Origin of the sequence: Janthinobacterium salmonicoloratum (assembly GCF_051380845.1) — a bacterium.
Taxonomy (GTDB): domain Bacteria; phylum Pseudomonadota; class Gammaproteobacteria; order Burkholderiales; family Burkholderiaceae_D; genus Janthinobacterium; species Janthinobacterium lividum_F.
The window spans coordinates 331,138-354,299 of record NZ_JBNYXV010000001.1; the positions used below are offsets into that span (position 1 = coordinate 331,138).

The following is a 23,162-nucleotide window of genomic DNA, read 5'->3' on the forward strand; positions in this document are numbered from 1 at the left end:
GGAGATTGACCATGACAACGAGTACCACCAGCGGCGCCGCGCGCGCCGGCGAACCCTTCAATGCCTCGAACCTGATGCGCCGCATGGGCATGCTGCCCGTGCTAGTCGTGCTGTACCTGGCCATGTATGGCCTGACCGTGTATTTCTCGGCCGACGGCACGTCCACGTTCATGACCAGCAATAACACCATGAACATCTTCCGCCAGGTATCGATCAATATCGTGCTGGCGTCCGGCATGACCTTCGTCATTTTGACCAGCGGCATCGATTTGTCCGTCGGTTCCGTGCTGGCCGTGTCGGCCGTGGCAGGTATGCTGATGTCGCTGTCGGCGCAGTTTGCCGGCTTCTCGATTCCCACCTTCCTCATCGTCGGCCTGCTGCTGGGCGCGCTGAATGGCGTGCTGGTGGCCCTCGTCGGCCTGAACCCGTTCGTCGTGACTTTGGGCACCATGACGGCCCTGCGCGGCGCCGCCTATCTGCTGGCCGACGGCACCAGCGTGTTGAACACGGAAATCCCAAGCTTCGAATGGATGGGCAACGGCAGCTTCCTGGCTGTGCCTTGGCTGATCTGGCTGGCGGCGGCCGTCGTCGTGCTGACGTGGTTTATTTTGCGCAAGACGACCCTGGGTCTGCATATCTACGCTGTCGGCGGCAATATCCAGGCGGCGCGCTTGACGGGTATCAAAGTCGGCCTCGTACTGATGTTTGTCTACACGATCAGCGGCCTGTTCGCTGGCCTGGGCGGCGCCATGTCAGCCAGCCGGCTGTATGCGGCCAACGGCAACTGGGGCACGGGCTATGAGCTGGACGCCATCGCGGCAGTCGTTCTCGGTGGCACCAGCCTGATGGGCGGCGTGGGCTCCGTCTGGGGCACCGTCATCGGCGCCCTGATCATCGGCGTGATGAACAATGGCTTGACGATTCTGGGACTGTCGTCGTTCTGGCAGTATGTGGCGAAAGGTGTCGTGATCGTGCTGGCGGTGATTCTGGATAAATGGCGCCAGTCACACGCTCAGAATTGATGCGAGGCGGTGTGTCGGGTTATGCTCTGTGCGCTAACCCGACAACATCCCGAGCAACGCTTAAAATTGCAAGCGCATTTCCACATGCGCGATCCCCGCCTCTTCAAACACTTCCCCCTGCTGCACGAAACCGTGGCGCGCATAGAATGGCGCGGCCACGGTTTGCGCGTTCAGCACCACCGCTGCATCGCCCCGTTCACGGGCCTTCTCCATCAGCAAGGTCAAAATGGCGCCGCCCACGCCCGTGCTGCGGCCCGGCTGGCGCACGGCCATGCGGCCGATGTGGCCGTCTGGCAATAGCCGGCCCGTGCCGATGGCGTTGCCCGCGTCGTCATAGGCAACGGCGTGCAGGCAGACGGCGTCCATGTCGTCGAGTTCGATTTCGGCCGGCACTTTCTGTTCATCGACAAAGACTTCAAAACGGATGGCGGTGGCGTCAAGGCCCAGTGTGGCCCAGTCGCCGAGGCGGATGGTGTGCTTGGTCATGGTATGCGGTAATAAGAGACGGGCCGCAATTGTCGCACGGCCCGCCTTGAGGAAGGAAGGTCAGCCCAGCTTCACCAATTGCTTGCCAAAGTTACGCCCTTTCAGCAGGCCAATGAAGGCCTCCGGCGCGCTGGCCAGGCCGTCGGCGACGGATTCGCGGAATTTCAGCTTGCCCGTCGCCACCAATGTACCCAGTTCTGCCAGGCCTTGCGGCCAGAATTCCGGCTGCTCCGAGACAATGAAGCCGCGCACAGTGAGGCGGTTGGTAAGGATCAGGCGCGCATTGTCGAGCGGCGTCGGTTCGCCGTTGTAGCCGGCGATCCAGCCGCACACGGCCACGCGGCCAAACGCGTTGGTGCGCGCCAGGGCCGCATCGAAGATGGCGCCGCCCACGTTTTCAAAGATGGCGTCGATGCCGTCCGGCGTGGCCGCCGCCAGGTCGGCTTCCAGGTTGCCCGCCTTGTAGTCGACGCAGGCATCAAAACCCAGTTCCTTGACGACGTACGCGCACTTGTCGGCGCCGCCGGCGATGCCGACCACGCGACAACCTTTCAATTTCGCAAGCTGCCCCACGACGCTGCCCACGGCGCCGCTGGCCGCCGACACGACGACTGTTTCGCCCGCTTTCGGCGCCATGATCTGGTTCAAGCCATACCAGGCCGTCATGCCCGGCATGCCGACGGAACCCAGGTAGGCCGAGGCAGGGATGTGCGTCGTATCGACCTTGCGCAGCATGGTGCCGTCCGATACAGCCACTTCCGTCCAGCCCAAAGTCCCCACGACGGTGTCGCCCACGGCGAACTTCGGATGCTTCGATTCCAGCACCACGCCCACCGTGCCGCCTATCATGGTTTCATCGAGCGCCTGCGGCGCCGCATAGCTTTTATTCGCGCTCATGCGTCCGCGCATGTACGGGTCGAGCGACAGGTACTGGTTGCGCACCAGCAGCTGGCCCTCCGTGATGGCGGGAATATCGTTAGTTTCCAGACGAAAATGTGCCGGCTGGACTTCCTCATTGGAGGCAGGGCGCGAGGCGAGGACGATGCGTTGGTAGGTGCTCATGATGCTCCTTGACGATAGGTAGGATCAGCGGAAGGCTGGGGTCAGACCCGCCGGGTCTGACCCCGGGTGTCTGTTGCGTAACGATTAAATCTCATAATCCATGCACTGTCGCGCTTCCCGCACTGCGCCAAAGAATGGCTTGATTTTCACGTGCTCGGGATGGTTCTGGTAGGCGTCGAGCGCTTCGCGGCTGGCGAACTCGCTGTACAGCACGATGTCGTAGGTCGCTTCCAGGCCAGGCTGGGCCACGGCTGCCTCGAATTTCAGGATGCCGGGCACCAGGTCCGAGCAGGAGTCGAGCAGGGCTTTCAATTTCAAGGCGTTCGTGGCGCGGTCGGCGCCTTCGGCGTGGTCTAACAGTTTCCAGAAAACGATGTGCTTGATCATGATGGCAGGCTGGTTGTTTATAAATGAAGCATTACTGTAACCGCTATCGGCGCGCTCTGCAGAAAGTGGCCATGGAAAGAAAACGGGCGGCACTCTGGCCGCCCATACACCGGCTGTCAAGCAACCATTACAGCACTTCGAACAGGCCTGCCGCGCCCTGCCCGCCGCCGATGCACATGGTCACCACCACGTATTTGACGCCACGGCGCTTGCCTTCGATCAAGGCGTGGCCCGTCAGGCGCGCGCCCGACACGCCGTACGGGTGGCCGACGGCAATCGCCCCGCCGTTCACGTTCAGCCGGTCCATGGGGATGCCCAGCGTGTCGGCGCAATACAGCACTTGCACGGCGAACGCTTCATTGAGTTCCCACAGGCCGATGTCGGCTACCGTCAAGCCTGCTTTTTTCAGCAGTTTCGGAATCGCGTAGACGGGGCCGATGCCCATTTCATCGGGTTCGCAGCCGGCCACGGCGAAACCGCGGAAGATGCCCAGCGGCTGCAAGCCTTTCGCTTCGGCCACTTTCGCGTTCATGACGATGGCCATCGCCGCGCCGTCGGAAAACTGGCTGGCATTGCCGGCGCTGATGACGCCGCCAGGAATGGCCGGGCGGATCTTCGCCACGCCATCGTAGGTCGTGTCGGCACGGATGCCTTCGTCGGCGGAAATCGTCACTTCGCGCGACACCAGCATGCCGCTGGCCTTGTCGGCCACGCCCATGATCGTGGTCATCGGCACGATTTCCGCGTCGAACAGGCCCGCGGCCAGGGCCGCGGCGGCACGCTGCTGGCTTTGCGCGCCATAAGCATCCTGGCGTTCGCGCGAAATGTGGTAGCGCTTGGCCACGGTTTCGGCCGTCTGCAGCATGGGCCAGTACACTTCCGGCTTGTGCTGCTGCAGCCAGACGTCGCGGTACATATGCGTATTCATTTCATTTTGCACGCAGGAAATCGATTCCACGCCGCCCGCCGCATAGATATCGCCTTCGCCGGCGATGATGCGCTGCGCCGCCAGGGCGATGGCTTGCAGACCCGAAGAACAGAAACGGTTGACGGTCATGCCGGCCGTGGTGACGGGGCAGCCGCCGCGCAAGGCCACCTGGCGCGCGATATTGCCGCCCGTGGCGCCTTCGGGAAAGGCGCAGCCGACCAGCACGTCTTCCACTTCCTCCGCCTCGATGCGCGCGCGCTCGACGGCGGCCGCCAGCACATGGCCGCCCAGGGTGGCGCCATGCGTCATGTTGAACGCGCCCTTCCAGGACTTGGCCAGGCCCGTGCGGGCGGTCGATACGATGACGGCTTCATTCATGCTGTGTCTCCTTGTGGGAATATTATGGGGTGGGTATCTGCGGAATTAGAATAGCACATTTAAGTACGGTCGTTCGCAAAGTTCGGGTGACTGCCAGTTTGTAAGCTTGGCGTAAGTTTCAAGCAAGCATGACGTAAGGTTCGGAGAACACACTCGCCTCCAAGCTGTTGCAAGAATGGTCAAAAAGACCGCGGCAACAGTTCACTATAAAACATAGGGAGACAAACCATGGCATCACCATCCGGCTCTGCCGACGTACGGAAAATTTCCACCAAAGGAACGCCGATTACGCCAGAGGAACGCAAGGTCATCTTTGCGTCATCCTTGGGCACCGTCTTTGAATGGTACGATTTTTACCTGTACGGTTCGCTGGCATCGATCATCGCCAAGCAATTCTTCATCGGCGACCCCACCACCACCTTCATCTTCGCGCTGCTGGCCTTTGCCGCCGGCTTCATCGTGCGTCCGTTCGGCGCGCTGGTCTTCGGCCGCCTGGGCGACATGATCGGCCGCAAGTACACCTTCCTGATCACCATCCTGATCATGGGCGGCTCCACCTTCATCGTCGGCTTGCTGCCGGGCCATGCCTCCATCGGCATCGCCGCACCGATCATCCTCGTCATCCTGCGCATCCTGCAAGGCCTGGCGCTGGGCGGCGAGTACGGCGGCGCAGCCACCTATGTGGCCGAGCACGCGCCCGAAGGCAAGCGCGGCGCGTTCACGGCGTGGATACAAACGACGGCAACCCTGGGCTTCTTCCTGTCGCTGATGGTCATCCTGGGCACCCGCCTGGCGACCGGCGAGAAGGATTTCGAGGCGTGGGGCTGGCGCATCCCGTTCCTGGTTTCCGTCATCCTGCTGGGTATTTCCGTGTGGATCCGCCTGGCCATGAATGAATCGCCTGCATTTTCCAAGATGAAGGCCGAGGGCAAAACCTCGAAAGCCCCGTTGACGGAAGCATTCGGACAGTGGAAAAACCTGAAGATCGTCATTCTGGCACTGATCGGCCTGACCGCCGGCCAGGCCGTCGTGTGGTACACGGGCCAGTTCTACGCCCTGTTCTTCATGATCCAGACCCTGAAAGTGGACCTGGCAACGGCCAACGTGCTCGTCGCCATCGCCCTGCTGCTGGCCACGCCGTTCTTCCTGTTCTTCGGCAGCCTGTCCGACCGCATCGGCCGCAAGTACATCATCCTCGGCGGCTGCCTGATCGCCGCGGCGACCTATTTCCCGATCTTCAACGGCCTGACCCACTTCGCCAATCCCCAGCTGGAAGCGGCACTGAAGAACTCGCCAGTGGTGGTGGTGGCAGATCCCGCATCGTGCCACTTCCAGTTCAACCTGACGGGCCAGAAGAAGTTCCCATCGTCGTGCGACATCGCCACGGCTTTCCTGTCGAACAGCTCGGTGAACTACACGAAGGAAGATGCACCGGCCGGCAGCGTGGCAAAAGTGCGCATAGGCGCCAAGGAATTGACCTCGTTTAACGCCGTCATGACGGCCGACGGCTTGAATTTCGATGCGGACAGCAAAGCCAAGGAAGCCGCGTTCAAGAAAGAAATCGGCGCCGGCATCAAGGAAGCGGGCTACCCGGCCAAAGCGGACCCTGACCAGATCAACAAGCCGATGGTTGTCTTGCTGCTGTTCATCCTGGTACTGTACGTGACCATGGTATATGGCCCGATCGCCGCGATGCTGGTGGAAATGTTCCCGACCCGTATCCGTTACACCTCGATGTCCCTGCCCTACCATATCGGTAACGGCTGGTTCGGCGGCTTGCTGCCGACCACGGCCTTCGCGCTGGTGGCTTTCAAGGGCGATATCTATTACGGCCTGTGGTATCCGATCGTCATCGCCCTGGCGACTGTCGTGATCGGCACCCTGTTCGTCAAAGAAACCAAGGATAACAATATCTACGCCGACGATTAACCTGAGGCAAGCCCCGGCCGCAAGGCCGGGGTCCGCAAAGCAAAACGCCGCTGACTGGTCAGCGGCGTTTGTTTTTTTATGCAGCGTATGCGGCGTATGCGGCGGCGAACTTACTTGTCGCTCTTGCTCTTTTTCAACTGGTCGCGCTGCTGCACGTATTCCTGGTAGCTGGTCTGGTTGCGCTTGCGGCATGCATTGCGGTCGTCAAAATTATTAAGGCTGTTGCAATACTCGCCGATCTTGTCCCGGTTCGCGTCATATAGTACTTCGCAGCCGGTCATGGCCAGCAAGAAGGGAACGATCAGATATTTCATTGCTACTCTCATGGATAGGAACGGGATTGCGCGAAAAAACACCAGATTGCCCACTGGATAAGCGGGCAGCTTTATCTTAACGCGATCTTGACGGAAAGTACAAGCGCTCGGTATTACTGAATGGAAAGGATTCGCCTGTGTGCGCACCCCACTGCATGCTATGGTGGAAGTTTCCCTCACCGGACTCGTTCCCAGGCATGACTACCATTGCCCCCGCTCCCTGCGCCCCATTGCAGCAGCATTTCGACGCCTTGCTGCAGGACGTCTGCGCCAGCCTGGCCCCGCAAGCCGGTCACTTGCTGGACAGCATATACTTGTATGGCAGCATCGCCTGCAGCGCGAAGCGTCGCGCAAGCTGATCCGTTCCTGCAACATCCTGCGCCAGGATGGCGATCCTTGCTGGCCCGCCAGCCTGGACGAGCACGCGGCGCTGTTGCTGCGGCACTATCCCGCCATGCAGGCGCCAATGGCCTATTTCCTTGCCCAGGCCAGGCCCGGCGCCGCGCCAGCCAGCGGTTTTACGCCAGCCCTGCGCCAGTTCACGCAATGGCTGGCGCAGCAACATTCGAGCTAAACGCCCTGCTCCTCGTTCAACAACGGATTGCCAGCCGCAAACGCCGCCAGATGCTCGAGCAACACGCGCACGCGGGCCGGCAGGTAGCGCCGCTGCGTCCACACGGCATACACGTGGCGCGGCTGCGGCATCCAGTCGGGCAGGACGCGCACGAGACTGCCACTGGCCACTTCGTCGCGGCATTGCAGCAGCGGACACAGCAGGATACCGATGCCCGCGTCGGCCATTTCCACGGCCAGGCGCATCTCGTTGACGCGCAGGCGCGCCTGCGGTTCGATCACCATTTCGGCGCCGTCGCCGGGCCGCCGCAAGCGCCAGGAGCGCAGCGGCTCGGCCACGATCAGCTCGTGCCGCGCCAGCTCCTGCAAGTCGCGCGGCACGCCGGCGCGCGCCAGGTAGGCGGGTGCGGCCACCATCACCAGCGCGGCGCTGCCCAGGCGCCGCTGCATCAGCGAAGAATCGTCGAGCGCGCCCACGCGGATGGCCAGGTCGGCGCCGCTGCCCACCAGGTCTTGCAGCAGGTTCGACAGCTCCAGCTCCAGGCGGATGTCCGGGTACTTCTGCATGAAGCTGACCCAGGCCGGCGTCAGCAAGCCGCTGGCGAAATTGACGGGCGCCAGCACGCGGATGCTGCCCGAGACGGCCGACAGGCTGGCGTCGAGCTGCTGCGTCGCTTGCCGCAGGGCGTGTACCAAGGGACGGCACTGCTCGAAGTATTGCCAGCCTTCGGCCGTTGGCTGCAGGCGGCGCGCGCTGCGGTTGAGCAAGCGGTAACCGAGCTGGCTTTCCAGCTTTTGCAGCCGGCGCGTGACGGTGGCGGCGGGCAAGTCTTCCTTGACGGCCGCCGCATGCAGGCTGCCCGCCTCCACGATGGCGACAAACAGGGCTAGGTCATCAAGCATGATTCGTCGAGCATGATTGCATTTTCGGAATTTGAAATTAAAAATATGGCTCTAGTATAGATTGCTGCAAGTCGTTACGCTGCCCTATCCTTATAATTTTGAAAGTGCCCCATGTCCGAAGCCCTGCGCCTGCGCTGCGTATTTGCCTTCCTGATGTCGCTGATAATGACCTTGCTGATGAGCGCCTGGGTCACCTGGCTCAATATCGGCCTGCAAGCGGACTTCCTGCCCCGCTGGCGCCATGCGTTCTTTGCCGCCTGGCCCGTGGCCTTCTGCGCCGTGATGCTGTTCGCGCCCCGCGTGCAATTGTTCACCCGCAGTATCGTGGCCCGGCTCGCGCGCCCGGCAACAAGCTGCCCCGTCTGCTCGGCCGCTGCGTCTGCAGGAGCGCCAGCGGCACCCTGCTCGTGCGCCAGCCCTCCTTAACCGGCAGTCGGCCACCGGCAGTGTCACTCGGTCACTGCCGCCCACGGACGCCCTGATCCGGGCTATGCTATGGCCGTCCTTGTTTTTACAGTGGAGTGCCCATGCTCGATCACGTTTCCCTCACCGTCAACGACCTGGAACGCGCCGAGCGCTTCTACGACGCCATCTTCGCCGCACTCGGCGTGCCCAAGGTGGGCAGCGACCACGCCCACGCGTGGATAGGTTATGGCGAGCGCAGCGATGCGGAACACCCCGAGCGCAGCTATTTTTCCGTGCGCCTGGGCCCCGCGCCCGACGACGCGCCGCGCCGCCATTGCTGCTTCAAGGCCCCCTCGCGCGCAGCCGTGGAAGCGTTCTGGCATGCGGGGCTGGCGCACGGCGGCATCGACCTGGGTGCGCCCGGCCTGCGCCACTATCACGCCAGCTATTACGCGGCCTTTTTGTTCGATCCGGACGGCAACCGCATCGAAGCCGTCTGCCATCGCGCCGACGCCGGCTGACAGGACGGGAAATCCGCCTCTGTTCGGCATTTCCACTTCGAGACGATTTGCCTATAATGGCTGGCACGCCATACCAGTCCCCGGTCCCTGCACCAAGAAGGAGATTCATGCATCATCTATTCGTCGGCCGCCCCGCGCGCACCATGCTCCTCTCCAGCGCCGGCTTGCTGCTGGCAGGCTGTTTTTCCGGCTGCTCCCTGCTGCCGTCCTCGCCTGCCACGCCAGGCGTACCGGCCACGGCCGCCTTGCCCGACGCCAGCATCGCCTACACCCTGAGCGGCCAGAGCGGCTTGCCCGTGGTCTTCCAGTCGGCCATGGGCGACGGCAAGGATGTGTGGGCCAAGGTAGTGCCCGAGGTGGCCAAACAGCACCGCGTGCTCGTGTACGACCGTCCTGGCTACGGCGACAGCAAAAAAACCACCACGCCGCGCGATCCCTGCACCATTGCCGCCCAGCAGCGTGCCCTGCTGGCGCAAGCGGGCTTGAAGCCGCCGTATGTGCTGGTCGGCCATGGCCTGGGCGGTCTGTACCAGTATGTGTATGCCAGGTTGTACCCGCAGGACGTGGCCGGCCTGGTCCTGCTCGATCCCACGCACCCGCAGCAGTGGAGCCGGATGCAGACGGACGCGTCCACCTACGCCATGCTCGTGAAGACGCGGCGCAAGCTGATGTTCAACAGCACGGAATCGGCCGAATTCGATGCCCAGACGCAGTGCCTGCAGCATGTCGACATGAGCAGCCCGCTGCGCGTGCCCGCCATGCTGCTGGTGCGCGACAAGTTCGGCATCGAGGAAATGGGCTCGTTTGAAAACGTGGTGCGGGCCCAGGAAAAGGATTGGCAGCGCCTGTCCGGCGCGCCCGCCATCGAGCGCATCACGGGCGCCGGCTATTACATCCAGAAAGACAACCCCGTCATCGTCAACGAGGCGGTCAAGATGGTGGCGAAAAAGAAATAAAAAAAGGGCAGAGAAATCTGCCCTTTTTCATTCAGCGCGCGTGCATCAGCTATTGAAGCCCTTGCCCTCGCCCGCCAGCTTCACCAGCAGCGGCGCCGGCGTCCACGCTTCGCCGTGGCGGCCTTTCGCGTAACCGGCAATCGTGTCGAGCACGTTCGGCAAGCCCACCGTGTCCGCGTAGAACATCGGGCCGCCGCGGAACAGGGGGAAGCCGTAGCCCGTCAAATACACCATGTCGATGTCCGAGGCGCGCAGGGCGATGCCCTCTTCGAGGATGCGCGCGCCTTCATTGACCAGCGCGTACACGAGCCGTTCGACGATTTCCTGGTCGCTGATCTTGCGCCGTGCCACGCCGATGTCGGCGGAATGCTGGACTATCATGGCGTTGACCTGTTCCGACGGATACGCCTTGCGGTCGCCCGCCTTGTAGTCGTACCAGCCGGCGCCCGTCTTCTGGCCGTAGCGCCCCAGTTCGCACAGCAGGTCGGCCGTCTTCGAGTACGTCACTTCCGGTTTTTCCACATAGCGGCGCTTGCGGATGGCCCAGCCGATGTCGTTGCCGGCCAGGTCGCCCATGCGGAACGGGCCCATCGCGAAACCGAATTTCTCGACCGCCTTGTCGACCTGTTCCGGCAGACAGCCTTCTTCCAACAGGAAGCCGGCTTGCCGGCTGTATTGCTCGATCATGCGGTTGCCGATGAAACCGTCGCACACGCCCGAGACGACGCCCGTCTTTTTCAGCTTTTTCGACAGCGCCAGCGCCGTCGCCAGCACATCCTTGCCCGTTTCCTTGCCACGCACTATTTCCAGCAGCTTCATGACGTTCGCGGGACTGAAGAAATGCGTGCCGATCACGTCTTGCGGACGTTGGGTGAACGCGGCGATCTTGTCAAGGTCCAGAGTGGAGGTGTTCGACGCGAGGATGGCGCCCGGCTTCATGACGGCATCGAGCTGCTTGAAGACGGTTTCCTTCACGCCCAGCTCTTCGAAGACGGCTTCGATGACGATGTCGGCTTGCGCGATATCCGCATAGGCCAAGGTGCCACTCACCAGGGCGATGCGCTGCTCGGCCTTCTCTTGCGTCAGTTTGCCCTTCTTCACCGTGTTCTCGTAATTCTTGCGGATGGTGGCCAGGCCCTTGTCCAGCGCTTCCTGCTTCGTTTCCAGCAAGGTGACGGGGATGCCCGCGTTGGCGAAGTTCATGGCGATGCCGCCGCCCATGGTGCCGGCGCCGACGATCGCCGCCTTGGCAATCGTACGCACGGGGGTGTCGGACGGCACATCGGGCACCTTGCTGGCGACGCGCTCGGCAAAGAAGGCGTGGCGCAAGGCTTTCGATTCGGGCGACTGCACCAGTTGCATGAACAGTTCGCGCTCGTACTTCAAGCCATCGTCGAATTTCATCGTCACGGCGGCCGCCACGGCATCGACGCATTTCAGCGGTGCGGGGAACGGGCCGGACATGGTTTTCACCGTATTGCGCGAAAATTGCAAAAACGCTTCGTGGTTCGGGTAATCGACCTTGCGCTCGCGCACTTTCGGCAGCGGGCGCACGTCGGCCACTTTCGTGGCGAAGGCCACGGCGGAGGTCAGCAAGTCGGCGCCGGGTGCGATGACTTCATCGAACAGGGCCGTGCCGGCCAGTTTTTCGGACGCCACGGGCGTGCCGGAGACGATCATGTTGAGGGCCATTTCCAGGCCCAGCACCCGCGGCAGGCGCTGCGTGCCGCCCGCGCCCGGCAAGATGCCGAGCTTAACTTCAGGCAAGGCCATCTGCGCGCCCGGCGCGGCCACGCGGTAGTTGCAGCCCAGCGCCAGCTCTAGGCCGCCGCCCATGCAGACGCTGTGGATGGCCGCCACCACCGGCTTGGTCGACTGTTCGACGACGTTAATCAGGGTGTGCAGGGTCGGTTCCGTGAGCGCCTTGGGCGAATTGAATTCCTTGATATCGGCGCCGCCCGAAAAGGCCTTGCCGGCGCCCGTGATGACGATGGCTTTGACGGCCTCGTCCGCCAGCGCCTGGCGGATGCCGGCCACGGCAGCCGTGCGCGTCGCCAGGCCCAGGCCATTCACGGGTGGGTTATTCAGGGTAATGACGGCAACGGCGCCGTTCACTTGATATTCAGCACTCATGTCTCTTCCTTATAGGTTTATTGACTTTTGCTTAGCGATGAGGTGGTTGCAAGGGATGAAGCTTCACTATACCGCATAAAAAGAACGCTCGTATTATTTTTGTGGCTAATGTCATGGCCTACGTGGCTGCCAGCATGGTACGCCATGGTACAACATCGTTTGCGGAAAGATTCTGCTGCAAGCAGCACGTTCCAGTAGAAGCTATCACTTGGATATTCATTTAAATAATAAAAATACAATAATAATAACGTCGTTTTATTATCTAAAAGAATGGGTTTGTTATATGCCGGCATGGGTCAATTGCGACAATTTTTACATTATTTATTCCCGCCCCTTGTTTTTCGCCAGATGCTGGGGAATAATAAAATTGTTGATAAAAATCAATACTCTACAATTTATCCACTATAAGGCGAACCGCAGGGCAAACACTGGCGGCTGTTGATTACGCACATTCTCACCGATTATCACCAGATGTCGCCCCATGCAATAACATTCCTGCCTTATATGGATAGCAGAAAAAATAATAAAGCGGCCTGATCTCTCCCATTCCTCTTCTCACACAGAAAGAAATACTATGGACGCAGCCAGCCATGTCAGCCACTCCCAGGATCTGGACTTACAAGCGATAAATACTGCATTGAACCGTGTCCAGGCCGTCATCGAATTCGAACTCGACGGCACCATCCTGCATGCGAATGACAATTTCCTGCACGTCCTCGGCTATGCCCTGGCCGATGTGCAAGGCAAGCACCATGCCATCTTCTGCGACCCCGAGTATGTCAAAACGGCGGAATACGCCAACTTCTGGACCAAGCTGGGACGCGGCGAATTCGATCAGGGCGAATACAAGCGCCGCGCCAAGGATGGTCGCGAAGTGTGGATCAACGCTTCCTACAACCCCATCCTCGACGCGGATGGCAAGCCATATAAAGTCATCAAATTTGCCACCGACATCACGGCCAGCAAGCGCCGCAATGCCGATTACGAAGGCAAGATCGACGCCATCAGCAAGGCCCAGGCCGTGATCGAATTCCGCCTCGACGGCACCATCCTCGACGCCAACGAGAATTTCCTCAAGTCCGTCGGCTACACGCTCGACGAGATCAAGGGCAAGCACCACCGCATGTTTTGCCTGGCCGAGTACGCCAACAGCGACGACTATGCGCAGTTCTGGCACAAGCTGGGGCAAGGCCAGTTCGAAGCGGGCGAATACAAGCGCGTCACCAAGGATGGCCGCGAAATCTGGCTCAACGCCACCTACAATCCCATTTTCGATGCGGAAGGCCGGCCCTTCAAGGTGGTCAAGTTCGCCAGCGACGTCACGGCCCTGAAAAAGCGCAACGCCGAATACGAAGGCAAGGTCAGCGCCATCGGCAAGGCGCAGGCCGTAATCGAATTCGACATGCAGGGTAATGTGCTGGACGCGAACGACAATTTCCTCGCCGTCATGGATTACGACTTGAGCGACATTCAGGGCGAGCACCACCGCACCTTCTGCGAGCCCGAATATGCCAGCAACGCCGAGTACAAGAAATTCTGGCAAAAGCTCAACCGCGGCGAATTTGACGCGGGCCGCTACAAGCGTCTGGGCAACCATGGCAAGGTGGTGTGGATACAGGCCACCTACAACCCCATCCTGGACCTGAACGGCAAGCCGTATAAAGTCGTCAAGTTCGCCATCGACATCACGGAGCAGGTGAACCTGGAAAACAGCATCCAGTCCAAGGCCGCCAACGACAGCCGCAAGGTCAATGCCTTGCTCGACTCGGTGGCGCGCGCGGCGCAAGGCGACCTGACGTGCAATATCGTGCCCGAGGGCGACGAGCCGATCGACCTGCTGGCGGGCGGCATCAGCAAGATGATCGTCGACTTGCGCGGCGTGATCGGCAATGTGGTGTCGGCCGCCAACGGCTTTGCCGACGCCTCGCACGCGATCGCCGAGCGGGCCACGGGCGTGGCTGTGGGCACGCAGGCGCTGGGCGCCACGGTGGAAGAAATGAACGCTTCGATCGACGGCCTGACGTTCTCCATCAATTCCATCGCGGAAAACACCTCAAACGCCGACTTCCTGGCGAAAGCCACGCAGCAGGAAGCGGAAGCGGGCGCGCGCGCCGTCGCCAAGTCGATCGAGGCGATGGACTTGATCAACCGCTCGTCGGAAGACATCGGCGAGATCGTCAAGGTCATCAGCGAAATCGCCAACCAGACGAATATGCTGGCCTTTAATGCGGCCATCGAAGCGGCGCGCGCGGGCGAACACGGCCTGGGTTTCTCCGTCGTCGCCGACGAGGTGCGCAAGCTGGCGGAGCGGTCCTCGCAAGCGACCAAGGAAATCTCCAAGCTGATCAACGAGTCCGTCAAGCGCGTCTCGACGGGCAGCGAGATTTCGCGCCAGGCCAGTGACGCCTTCGACAAGATCGTCTCGGGCGTGGCGAAGACCACGCTGGCCATCTCGGATATTTCAAAGGCGGCCAATGAACAGCTGCTGACGGCGCGCGAAGTCTCCACGGCGATCCAGTACATCGCCGAGGAAACGGAAAAGTCGGCCGCCAACTGCGACAGCATCGCCCGTTCGACGGATGGCTTGAACGAGCGTGCGGGCAGCCTGAACCAGACTGTCTCCGGCTTCGTGGTATAGGCCATGAGCCACGCGGCCACCTTGACGCCCGAAGTGCTGACGACCCTGATCGCGCTGGTGCGCGAGCATACGGGCATCGCCATGACCGCGCGCAAGAGCGTATTGCTGGAACGGCGTTTGCAGCCTCGGCTGCAGGCGCTGTCCCTGCCCAGCTACCAGGCTTACCTGGAACGGGTGGCCAGCGACCGCGACGAGGTGGCCCATTTCATCGACCTGGTGACCACCAACGACACCCTGTTCTTCCGCACGCCATCGATCTGGGATTACTTCCGCGACCGCTACCTGCCCGCCTGGACCCGCGCCCATCCGGATGGCTGTCTGGAAATCTGGTCTGCGGCGGCCGCTAGCGGCGAAGAGCTGTATTCGATCGCCATGCTGTGCGAGCAATTCAAGCTGCAAACGCCCGCTTTCCGTTACCAGATCCTGGCCAGCGATATTTCGCAGCAAATCCTGGGCGCGGCGCGGGCCGGCCAATACAGCGGCCGCTCCGTCGAGCGCATCCGATTGTCGCACCCGGACTTGCTGCGCAAATATTTCACGCCCTCGCCGTATGGCGTCAAGGTCAACGAAGAGCTGCGGCAACACGTCAGTTTTGCGCAGCACAATCTGCTCGATGCGCTACGCCCTGCCCGGCAGTTCGACCTGGTGTTCTTGCGCAATGTGCTGATTTATTTCGACGCCGAGCACCAGGAAACCGTGCTGCGCCAGGCGCGCCTGAGCCTCAAGGATGAAGGCAGGCTGATCCTGGGCGAGTCGGAAACCATCGCGCGCCTCGGTACCGGCTATCAATTCGAGTTTCCCATGATTTATAAGGCAGGCACGGCATGAGCATCACCCTACTCAACGAACACGACGCGCCCTTGCAACATGTTGGCATGGGGCAACTTTGCGTGGGCACGCATGGCGAGCGGCTGCAAGCTTTGCTCGGCTCCTGCATCGGCATCGGCTTCATCTGGAAGAATGGCCCCTGCTGTGGCCTGGCCCACTGTTTGCTGCCGGAAGCGCCGGGCGCCGACACTGCCCTTGGCGCCCCTAATGCACGCTATGTGAGCCGGGCCGTGCCCTCGCTGCTGCGTTTGATGGGTGTGCGTCAGGCCGATTACGCCGACATCGAAGTGGTGCTGGCGGGCGGCGCCAGCATGTTTGGCCCGCGCAATGGGCGCCTGCAGGTGGGCCGGCAAAACGTGGAAGCGGCGCAAAAATACCTGGACCAGTGCGGCTTGCACGTGAGCTTTTGCGCGCTGGGCGGCCGCCACGGGCGCCAGTTGCTGATCGATTGCGCCCGGCACAGCTATGCCGTCACCGATGTGGTGGCGCCACCCGAACTGATACCACACAAGGAAGGCGCATATGGCTATGCATGAAGAGCGCGACACGGCCACCGAACTGTTCGGCTCCTTCCATCTGGGCGTCGATGAATTCGCCTTGCCCGCCAGTTGCATCCGCGAAGTGGTCAACTATCCCGCCAAAGTCACCGCCCTGCCCCTGTCGCCGGCGTATCTGGAAGGCATGTTCACCTTGCGCGGCAGCGTCATTCCGGTGGTCAACCTGGGCCGCCTGTTCCGCGCCGATGCGCCGCGCGCCGTGCCCACGGACAAGATCGCCATCCTCGACTTCCAGCAAGTGCTGATCGGCATCGTCTTCCAGGATACGGGCGAAATCCTGCGCGTGCCCGCCAGCGCGCGCAGCGCCCTGCAATATGCGGCCGGTGACAGCCACGCCGTCATCGCCGGCACGATCTTGCTCGATGGCGGCGCGCGCCTGCTGCAAGTACTCGACCCGCACGCCCTGCTGCGCATCGAAAACGTGCCCCATGTACTGGCCCTGCAGGCGACGGGCGCCAAACTGAGCACGGCACGCTACCATGCACAAAGCGAACGCCGGCAGTGCGTCAGCTTCCATGCGGCCGGCGCCACGTTTGCCTTTGAAATGCTGGCCATCCAGGAAATCATCCGGGTGCCGGAACTGCACAGTTCCCTGCTGAATAGCGAACTATGCCTGGGGCGCATGCATTTTCGCGGCAGCCAGGTGGCCGTCATCGACTTCGGCGCCCTGCTGCAGGCGGCCGGATCCGGCAAGACGGCGACCAGCGACCAGCGCATCATCGTCGTGCGCCTCGATGACACGACCGTAGGCTTCCTCGTCGATTCCGTCGACAGCATCGTGCATTTCTTTGGCGACGAGGTGCTGCCGATTCCCCTGTTGAGCAAGGCGCGCGCCGCCATGTTTGCCGGCTGTATCACGAAAGAGGGCCTGGGCGACATCATCTTCCTCGACCATAAGGGCATCCTGTCGCAGGCCGAAATAGTCGAGATGCGCGACGGCCACGCGCGTCTGTACCCGGCCGCTACGGAAACAGCCACCGCCGCCACGCGCAAGGCGCAGCGCCGCGTCTACATCACTTTTACCGTGGAAACCCGCTTCGCCGTGGAAATCGGGCAAGTGCGCGAAATCATCGATTTCAGCGCCGCCATCACCACGCCACCGGGCATGCCGGCCTGCATGCGTGGCATGCTGAATTTACGCCAGCAAATGATCAGCATCATCGACTTGCGCCAGCTGTACGCCATGCCGGCCCTGCCAGACGCCAGCGCGGGCAAGATTTTGATCGTGGAACGGGGCGCCGAGCGCTACGGCTTCCTCGTCGACCATGTCGACAACATCATGACCATCTCCGACAGCCAGCGCTTTGCGGCCCCGCAAATCATCCGCACGGGCGAGCATGAGGACTTGCGCAGCGAAATGGATGAAATGATCGATATCGGCACGGAGGCGCAGCGCCAGACCCTGTCCGTCTTCCAGTGCGATCATCTGCTGGAAAAGCTGGGGTCGGCGCTGCCGCAGGCCGCGTAAAGCGGCGTAGCGCTACATGCCGGGCAACTGGTGGCCCTTGAACTGCTCGCGCAGCTTGTTCTTCTGGATCTTGCCCGTCGCGCCCATGGGCAAGGCGTCGATGAACAGCACGTCGTCGGGCGTCCACCACTTGGCGATCTTGCCCTCGAAGAATTGCAGCAAGGCGTCGCGCGTGACCGTCATGCCGGGACGCAACACCACCACCAGCACGGGCCGTTCATCCCATTTCGGGTGGAACACGCCGATGCAGGCCGCCTGCAGCACGGCCGGGTGCGCCATGGCCAGATTTTCCAGGTCGATGGTGCCGATCCACTCGCCGCCCGACTTGATCACGTCCTTGCTGCGGTCCGTGATCTGCATGTAGCCGTCCGAGTCGATTGTGGCCACGTCGCCAGTGGGGAACCAGCCATCCTGCAGCACTTCGCCGCCCTCGTTCTTGTAGTACGAAGAAATGATCCACGGTCCTTTTACCAGCAAATGGCCGTAAGCGACGCCATCCCACGGCAATTCCTTGCCGTCATCGTCGACGATCTTCATGTCCACGCCGTAAATGGCATGGCCCTGCTTTTGCAGGATCTTGCGCTGCTCATCCTTCGGCAAGTCCAGGTGCTTGGTCTGCAAGCCGCCGGCCGTGCCCAGCGGCGACATTTCCGTCATGCCCCAGGCGTGGATGACTTCGATGTCGAACTTGTCGATCAGGGTATCCATCATGGCCGGCGGGCACGCCGCGCCGCCGATCACCGTGCGGCGGAAGGTGGAAAATTTCAAGTCATTCTGCAAGGCGTGATTCAGCAGGCCCAGCCAGACGGTGGGCACGCCGGCCGAGAACGTCACTTTTTCCGCCTCGAACAATTCGTACAGCGACTTGCCGTCCAGCGCCGCGCCGGGAAATACCATGCGCGCGCCGGACAGGGGCACGGAATACGGCAAGCCCCACGCATTCACGTGGAACATGGGCACGACGGGCAGCACGGTATCGGAAGCGCGCACGTTCAGCGCGCTGGGCATGGCCGAGGCATAGGCGTGCAGCACGGTCGAGCGATGCGAATACAGGGCGCCCTTAGGGTTGCCCGTCGTGCCCGAGGTGTAGCACAGGGTCGCGGCCGCATTTTCATCGAACAAGGGCCATGCGTAATCGTCGGAATGCGTGGCGATCAAGTCTTCATAGCACAGCAGGTCGGGGATGCTGCTGCTGGCGGGCATGCGCTCGCGGTCGCACATCAGCACGAAGTGGCGCACGCTGGTGCAGTCGGCGGCGATTTTCTCCACCACGGGCAGGAAGGTTAAATCAAACAGTAAAACCTGGTCTTCCGCGTGATTCGAGATGTAGGCGATCTGGTCGGGAAACAAACGCGGATTGATGGTGTGCAGCACGGCGCCCGAGCCGGACACGGCATAGTATGCTTCCAGGTGGCGGTAACCATTCCAGGCCAGCGTGGCGACCCGGTCGCCCATGCCCACCCCCAAGCCATGCAAGGCGTTCGCCAGGCGCCGCGCGCGCTGGTGGCAATCGCGGTAGGTATAGCGGTGCATATCGCCTTCCACACGCCGCGAAATGATTTCGCTGCCCCCATAATGACGCGCTGCAAACTCGATAATGCTGGAAATCAGCAGGGGCTGATTCATCATCTGGCCCATCACTGGACTCAAGGGGAATGCCGACATCGTGTCTCCTGGTTTGGATACTCGGTTATTGTTGGAATTTACAGACTTTCCTTAGTTTCGTACGGTCGTGCGGAAATCGTCAACGCATTTCGATATTGCATTGCAGCATGGAATTTTTGATTCCGTTTTTTAGCCGCCCGGACATCCGCCACACGCCTTGGCGCTGTGCGGTAAAATCGCATTCCAGGCTGGCGCACCTTGCCGCTACATCTTATTTGAATGGAATCGCCATCACCGCTCATACCTTACCACTGGATAACGCCTTCGCGGCATTGCCGCCCGCGTTCTATACGCGCTTGATGCCCACACCCCTGCCCGCCCCGTATTTCGTGGCCGCCAGCGCGCCGGCCGCAAGCCTGGTTGGCCTCGATGCCGCGCGCCTGGCGCAAGCCGATTATGTGGCGCTGCTGAGTGGCAATACGGTGGCCGAGCGTTCGCTGCCCCTGTCCGCCGTGTATTCGGGCCACCAGTTCGGCGTCTGGGCCGGCCAGCTGGGCGATGGCCGCGCCATCCTGCTGGGCGATATCGCCACAGAACATGGTCCGATGGAGTTGCAGCTGAAAGGCGCCGGCGCCACGCCGTATTCGCGCATGGGCGACGGTCGCGCCGTGCTGCGCTCGTCCATCCGCGAATTCCTCTGCTCGGAAGCCATGGCGGCGCTGGGTATTCCCACCTCGCGCGCGCTGTCCATCATGGGTTCGCAGCAAGGCATCATGCGCGAAACAGTCGAGACTGCGGCCGTCGTGACGCGCATGGCGCCCACTTTCGTGCGCTTTGGCTCGTTCGAACACTGGTTTTACCGTAAGCAGCCGGACGAGCTGAAAATCCTTGCCGATTACGTCATCGACGGTTTTTATCCCCATTTGCGCGCCGCATCAAATCCATATCAAGCCTTGCTGGCCGAAGTGTGCGTGCGCACGGCGCACATGATTGCGCAGTGGCAAGCAGTAGGCTTCATGCATGGCGTGATGAACACGGACAATATGTCGATTTTGGGGCTGACGCTCGATTACGGCCCCTTCGGCTTCATGGAAGCGTTTGACGCGGAACACATCTGCAACCATACGGACCAGCAGGGCCGCTATTCCTATGCCAACCAGCCGCAAGTGGGTCACTGGAATTGCTATGCCCTGGGCCAGGCCCTGCTGCCCCTGATCGGCGAAGTGGCCGAGGCGCAGGCCGCGCTGGACAGCTACCAGCCCGCCTTCGCGGACAAGATGAATGCCTTGCTGCGCGCCAAGCTGGGCTTGCAGACCAGCGAGGACGACGATACGCAACTGTTCGACAGCATGTTTGCACTGATGCAAGCCAATCACGTGGATTTCACCAACTTTTTCCGTGCCCTGGCGACGCTGCAGGTGGCCGCGCCGGAGCACGACACCATGCTGCGCGACATGTTCATCGACCGCCCCGCCTTCGATACGTGGGCAGAAACTTATCGTGCCCGCCTGCGGCAGGAGCACAGTGTCGATGCCGAGCGGCAAGCGGCCATGAACCAGGTCAACCCGAAATACGTGCTGCGCAACTATCTGGCGCAAGTAGCCATCGAGAAAGCCCAGCGGCATGACTACACGGAAGTGGCGACATTGCTGGAAGTTTTGCAAAAGCCATTTGACGAACAGCCCGAACACCAGCACTATGCGGCCCTGCCGCCCGACTGGGCCAGCCACCTTGAAGTCAGTTGCTCATCCTGAGGAGTCATTATGACCACGAATAAAGTCAAAAAAACCGACGCCGAATGGCGCGCCATGCTCGACTCGATGCAATACGAAGTCACGCGCCATGCGGCCACGGAACGGGCCTTCACGGGCAAGTTCTGGGACCACCATGAACATGGCATTTACACCTGCGTCTGCTGCAACACGCCCCTGTTCGCCTCGGATACCAAGTTCGATTCCGGCTGCGGCTGGCCCAGCTATTTCCAGGCCCTCGATCCGGCCAATGTAACGGAGATCGTCGACCGCAGCCACGGCATGGTGCGCACGGAAATCGTCTGCGCCGTCTGCGACGCCCACCTGGGCCACGTCTTCCCGGACGGCCCGCCGCCAACCGGCTTGCGCTATTGCATCAATTCAGCCTCCTTGCGCTTCGATCCGCAGCCTTGATGCCGGCAACGGCTTGGGCGTTGCTCCTAAGCCATTCCTAAGATGATTCTAATAAGACCAGTGTAAAGTCTCGCCATGAAATTTCTATTCGACCTATTCCCCCTGATCGCCTTCTTCGCCGCATTTAAACTGGGCGGCATGTATGAAGCGGCCACGCACGATTTCGTGCAGCAATATTTGTCCGGCTTCGTATCAGGCGGCCTGATCAAGGCCGACCAGGCGCCGTGGATACTCGCCACCCTCGTCGGCATCGTCGCCACCGCCTGCCAGGTCAGCTACCTGCTGCTGCGCGGACGCAAGGTCGACGGTATGCTGTGGCTGTCGCTGTTCATCTTTGTCGTGTTCGGCGGCGCCAGCATTTACCTGCATGACGATTTCTTCCTGAAATGGAAGCCGACCCTGATCTACTGGCTGTCCGGCCTGGCGCTCCTGATCGCCCACGTGGGTTTCAAGAAAAACCTGATCCGCAAAACCATGGAAGCGCAAGTGCAATTGCCTGATGCCGTCTGGAACCAGTTGCTGGCCGCGTGGATCATTTTCTTCGGCGCCATCGGCGCGCTGAACCTGTTCGTCGCCTTCGTGCTGTACAAGGGCGACATGGCTGCCTGGGTCAGTTTCAAGGCGTTTGGTGCGACGGGCATCTTCTTTGCCTTCATCGTGGCGCAAACCCTGTTCCTGGCCAAACATATCAAGGAAGACGCATGATGAATACCACCACCGAGAACACTTCGCCGGAAACGCGGATGCAGCGTATTCGTACCCGCCTGGAAACAGCACTTTCCCCTCTGGAATGCGTGCTGGAAGACGACTCGGCACGCCACCGGGGCCATGCGGGCGCCGCCTCAGGCGGAGGCCATTACAATCTGCGGATTATTTCTAGTCAATTTGAAGGGCTCAGGCTCGTCATGCGCCATCGACTGGTGTATGATTCCGTGCACGATATGATGCATAATGAGATACATGCATTGGCGATTGTGGCATTGGCGCCGTCCGAGGTAGCATAAGGATGGCGTTTTTGGCGTACCCGGATCACTTGGGTATGCCATTGCACCTGGCGCCATGTCTGGATTTCTTTCCATGCGTTTTTTACGAAACTTTCCCTAACAGGATTTAATAATGACTTTTAAGCCAGCCCGCTTGCTGATCGCACTACTCGCCGTTGTCGCGGTACCTGTTTTTGCGCAAAATGTTGCCGTTGTTAATGGCAAGCCTATCCCATCGTCGCGCGTTGATGCAGTCGTCAAGCAAGTCGTCGCCCAAGGCCAGCAACCGGATTCGCCGCAACTGCGCGAAATGATCAAGAAGGACTTGATCGGCCGTGAAGTGCTGATGCAAGAAGCGGAAAACAAAGGTTTCGGTAAAGATGCAGCCGTCAAGCAGCAAATCGAGAACGCACGCCAGGCCATCGTCATCAACGCCCTGGTCGGCGACTACCTGAAAAAGAATCCCGTCAACGACGCTGAAATCAAGGCTGAATACGACCGCTTCGTAGCTCAGACCGGCGACAAGGAATACCACGTGCGCCACATCCTGGTAGCTACCGAAGCCGAAGCGAAAGACATCATCGCCAAGCTGAAAGGCGGCGCCAAGTTCGAAGACCTGGCCAAGCAATCGAAAGATGCCGGCTCGGCCGACAACGGCGGCGACCTGGACTGGGCAGCACCATCGTCCTTCCCGAAAGTGTTCTCCGACGCCTTCGTGAAACTGCAAAAAGGCCAGGTCACCGACACCCCGGTGCAAACGCCTAACGGTTTCCACGTGATCAAACTGGACGACACCCGCGCGGCAAAACTGCCAACCCTGGAAGAAGTCAAGCCACAGATCGCCGAAGCGCTGCAGCAAAAGAAATTGCAAGCGTATCAGGAAGAAATGATCAAAAAAGCGAAAGTTCAGTAAGAACTGAC

General features: G+C 61.1%; 23 protein-coding genes. 15 read left to right on the forward strand and 8 right to left on the reverse strand.

The window, feature by feature from the left end:
- Positions 1-11: 11 nt before the first annotated feature.
- Positions 12-1,022 (forward strand): ABC transporter permease subunit, encoded by a 1,011-nt coding sequence (locus ACQ4WY_RS01500; protein ID WP_436502509.1) that lies wholly within the window; start codon positions 12-14, stop codon positions 1,020-1,022.
- Between the two features lie 60 nt (positions 1,023-1,082).
- On the opposite strand, the gene ACQ4WY_RS01505 is transcribed toward ACQ4WY_RS01500, so the two are convergent.
- From ACQ4WY_RS01505 to ACQ4WY_RS01520, 4 genes are all read right to left on the reverse strand, one after another.
- Positions 1,083-1,508, reverse strand: a complete 426-nt coding sequence (locus ACQ4WY_RS01505; RefSeq protein ID WP_436502510.1) for a GNAT family N-acetyltransferase — start codon at positions 1,506-1,508, stop codon at positions 1,083-1,085.
- A gap of 60 nt (positions 1,509-1,568) precedes the next feature.
- Entirely contained in the window at positions 1,569-2,570 is a 1,002-nt protein-coding gene (locus ACQ4WY_RS01510; protein ID WP_436502511.1) for an NADP-dependent oxidoreductase, read from the reverse strand.
- Positions 2,571-2,654: 84 nt separating this feature from the next.
- Positions 2,655-2,957, reverse strand: a complete 303-nt coding sequence (locus ACQ4WY_RS01515; RefSeq protein ID WP_099377195.1) for a Dabb family protein — start codon at positions 2,955-2,957, stop codon at positions 2,655-2,657.
- Between the two features lie 127 nt (positions 2,958-3,084).
- Positions 3,085-4,263, reverse strand: a complete 1,179-nt coding sequence (locus tag ACQ4WY_RS01520; protein WP_436502512.1) for an acetyl-CoA C-acyltransferase — start codon at positions 4,261-4,263, stop codon at positions 3,085-3,087.
- 228 nt (positions 4,264-4,491) lie between these two features.
- On the opposite strand from ACQ4WY_RS01520, the gene ACQ4WY_RS01525 reads away from it, so the two are divergent.
- Entirely contained in the window at positions 4,492-6,192 is a 1,701-nt protein-coding gene (locus ACQ4WY_RS01525) for an MFS transporter (RefSeq protein ID WP_353657072.1), read from the forward strand.
- A 110-nt stretch (positions 6,193-6,302) separates the two neighbouring features.
- On the opposite strand, the gene ACQ4WY_RS01530 is transcribed toward ACQ4WY_RS01525, so the two are convergent.
- Positions 6,303-6,506: a hypothetical protein gene (locus ACQ4WY_RS01530; protein WP_046682764.1), complete on the reverse strand. Its 204-nt coding sequence runs from the start codon at positions 6,504-6,506 to the stop codon at positions 6,303-6,305.
- Positions 6,507-6,645: 139 nt separating this feature from the next.
- Between ACQ4WY_RS01530 and ACQ4WY_RS01535 the strand changes: the two genes are divergently transcribed.
- Entirely contained in the window at positions 6,646-7,080 is a 435-nt protein-coding gene (locus ACQ4WY_RS01535) for a hypothetical protein (RefSeq protein ID WP_436502513.1), read from the forward strand.
- Here the strand turns inward: ACQ4WY_RS01535 and ACQ4WY_RS01540 are convergent.
- Positions 7,077-7,982: a LysR family transcriptional regulator gene (locus tag ACQ4WY_RS01540; RefSeq protein ID WP_436502514.1), complete on the reverse strand. Its 906-nt coding sequence runs from the start codon at positions 7,980-7,982 to the stop codon at positions 7,077-7,079. The two genes, ACQ4WY_RS01535 and ACQ4WY_RS01540, sit on opposite strands and share 4 nt — an antisense overlap.
- A 111-nt stretch (positions 7,983-8,093) precedes the next feature.
- Here ACQ4WY_RS01540 and ACQ4WY_RS01545 point away from each other — a divergent pair, with 111 nt between their 5' ends.
- From ACQ4WY_RS01545 to ACQ4WY_RS01555, 3 genes are all read left to right on the forward strand, one after another.
- On the forward strand, positions 8,094-8,408 hold the full coding sequence (locus ACQ4WY_RS01545; RefSeq protein WP_436502515.1) for a DUF2798 domain-containing protein: 315 nt from the start codon (positions 8,094-8,096) through the stop codon (positions 8,406-8,408).
- A 101-nt stretch (positions 8,409-8,509) separates the two neighbouring features.
- Positions 8,510-8,908 carry a VOC family protein gene (locus ACQ4WY_RS01550; protein WP_436502516.1) on the forward strand — a complete coding sequence of 133 codons (399 nt, stop codon included), beginning with the start codon at positions 8,510-8,512 and terminating at the stop codon, positions 8,906-8,908.
- 107 nt (positions 8,909-9,015) lie between these two features.
- Positions 9,016-9,864: an alpha/beta fold hydrolase gene (locus ACQ4WY_RS01555; protein WP_436502517.1), complete on the forward strand. Its 849-nt coding sequence runs from the start codon at positions 9,016-9,018 to the stop codon at positions 9,862-9,864.
- A 45-nt stretch (positions 9,865-9,909) separates the two neighbouring features.
- On the opposite strand, the gene ACQ4WY_RS01560 is transcribed toward ACQ4WY_RS01555, so the two are convergent.
- Positions 9,910-11,997 (reverse strand): 3-hydroxyacyl-CoA dehydrogenase NAD-binding domain-containing protein, encoded by a 2,088-nt coding sequence (locus ACQ4WY_RS01560; RefSeq protein ID WP_436502518.1) that lies wholly within the window; start codon positions 11,995-11,997, stop codon positions 9,910-9,912.
- A gap of 637 nt (positions 11,998-12,634) precedes the next feature.
- On the opposite strand from ACQ4WY_RS01560, the gene ACQ4WY_RS01565 reads away from it, so the two are divergent.
- From ACQ4WY_RS01565 to ACQ4WY_RS01580, 4 genes are read left to right on the forward strand one after another with little or no spacing between them, the layout of a single operon-like run.
- A complete protein-coding gene (locus ACQ4WY_RS01565) occupies positions 12,635-14,635 on the forward strand; it encodes a methyl-accepting chemotaxis protein (RefSeq protein WP_436502519.1) in 2,001 nt (666 codons plus the stop codon).
- Positions 14,636-14,638: 3 nt separating this feature from the next.
- Positions 14,639-15,463, forward strand: a complete 825-nt coding sequence (locus tag ACQ4WY_RS01570) for a CheR family methyltransferase (protein WP_436502520.1) — start codon at positions 14,639-14,641, stop codon at positions 15,461-15,463.
- Positions 15,460-15,999 (forward strand): chemotaxis protein CheD, encoded by a 540-nt coding sequence (locus tag ACQ4WY_RS01575; protein ID WP_436502521.1) that lies wholly within the window; start codon positions 15,460-15,462, stop codon positions 15,997-15,999. Before ACQ4WY_RS01570 ends, ACQ4WY_RS01575 begins: the two co-directional genes overlap by 4 nt.
- Positions 15,986-17,488: a chemotaxis protein CheW gene (locus ACQ4WY_RS01580; protein WP_436502522.1), complete on the forward strand. Its 1,503-nt coding sequence runs from the start codon at positions 15,986-15,988 to the stop codon at positions 17,486-17,488. Before ACQ4WY_RS01575 ends, ACQ4WY_RS01580 begins: the two co-directional genes overlap by 14 nt.
- A 12-nt stretch (positions 17,489-17,500) precedes the next feature.
- Here ACQ4WY_RS01580 and ACQ4WY_RS01585 read toward each other — a convergent pair whose 3' ends face one another.
- A complete protein-coding gene (locus ACQ4WY_RS01585; RefSeq protein WP_436502523.1) occupies positions 17,501-19,153 on the reverse strand; it encodes a 3-(methylthio)propionyl-CoA ligase in 1,653 nt (550 codons plus the stop codon).
- A 215-nt stretch (positions 19,154-19,368) separates the two neighbouring features.
- On the opposite strand from ACQ4WY_RS01585, the gene ACQ4WY_RS01590 reads away from it, so the two are divergent.
- The 5 genes from ACQ4WY_RS01590 (at position 19,369) to ACQ4WY_RS01610 (ending at position 23,154) form a co-directional block, all read left to right on the forward strand.
- The gene (locus ACQ4WY_RS01590; protein WP_436502524.1) at positions 19,369-20,847 is read left to right on the forward strand and encodes a protein adenylyltransferase SelO; all 1,479 of its coding nucleotides are present in this window, start codon (positions 19,369-19,371) and stop codon (positions 20,845-20,847) included.
- Positions 20,848-20,856: 9 nt separating this feature from the next.
- Positions 20,857-21,258 (forward strand): peptide-methionine (R)-S-oxide reductase MsrB, encoded by a 402-nt coding sequence (gene msrB, locus ACQ4WY_RS01595; protein ID WP_070218372.1) that lies wholly within the window; start codon positions 20,857-20,859, stop codon positions 21,256-21,258.
- Between the two features lie 75 nt (positions 21,259-21,333).
- Complete coding sequence (locus tag ACQ4WY_RS01600; RefSeq protein WP_046682773.1) at positions 21,334-21,963, forward strand: septation protein A; 630 nt, start codon at positions 21,334-21,336, stop codon at positions 21,961-21,963.
- The gene (locus ACQ4WY_RS01605) at positions 21,960-22,262 is read left to right on the forward strand and encodes a BolA family protein (RefSeq protein ID WP_436502525.1); all 303 of its coding nucleotides are present in this window, start codon (positions 21,960-21,962) and stop codon (positions 22,260-22,262) included. The genes ACQ4WY_RS01600 and ACQ4WY_RS01605 overlap by 4 nt, the downstream gene beginning before the upstream one ends.
- Before the next feature lie 112 nt (positions 22,263-22,374).
- The gene (locus ACQ4WY_RS01610) at positions 22,375-23,154 is read left to right on the forward strand and encodes a peptidylprolyl isomerase (protein WP_077404793.1); all 780 of its coding nucleotides are present in this window, start codon (positions 22,375-22,377) and stop codon (positions 23,152-23,154) included.
- Positions 23,155-23,162: the final 8 nt, after the last annotated feature.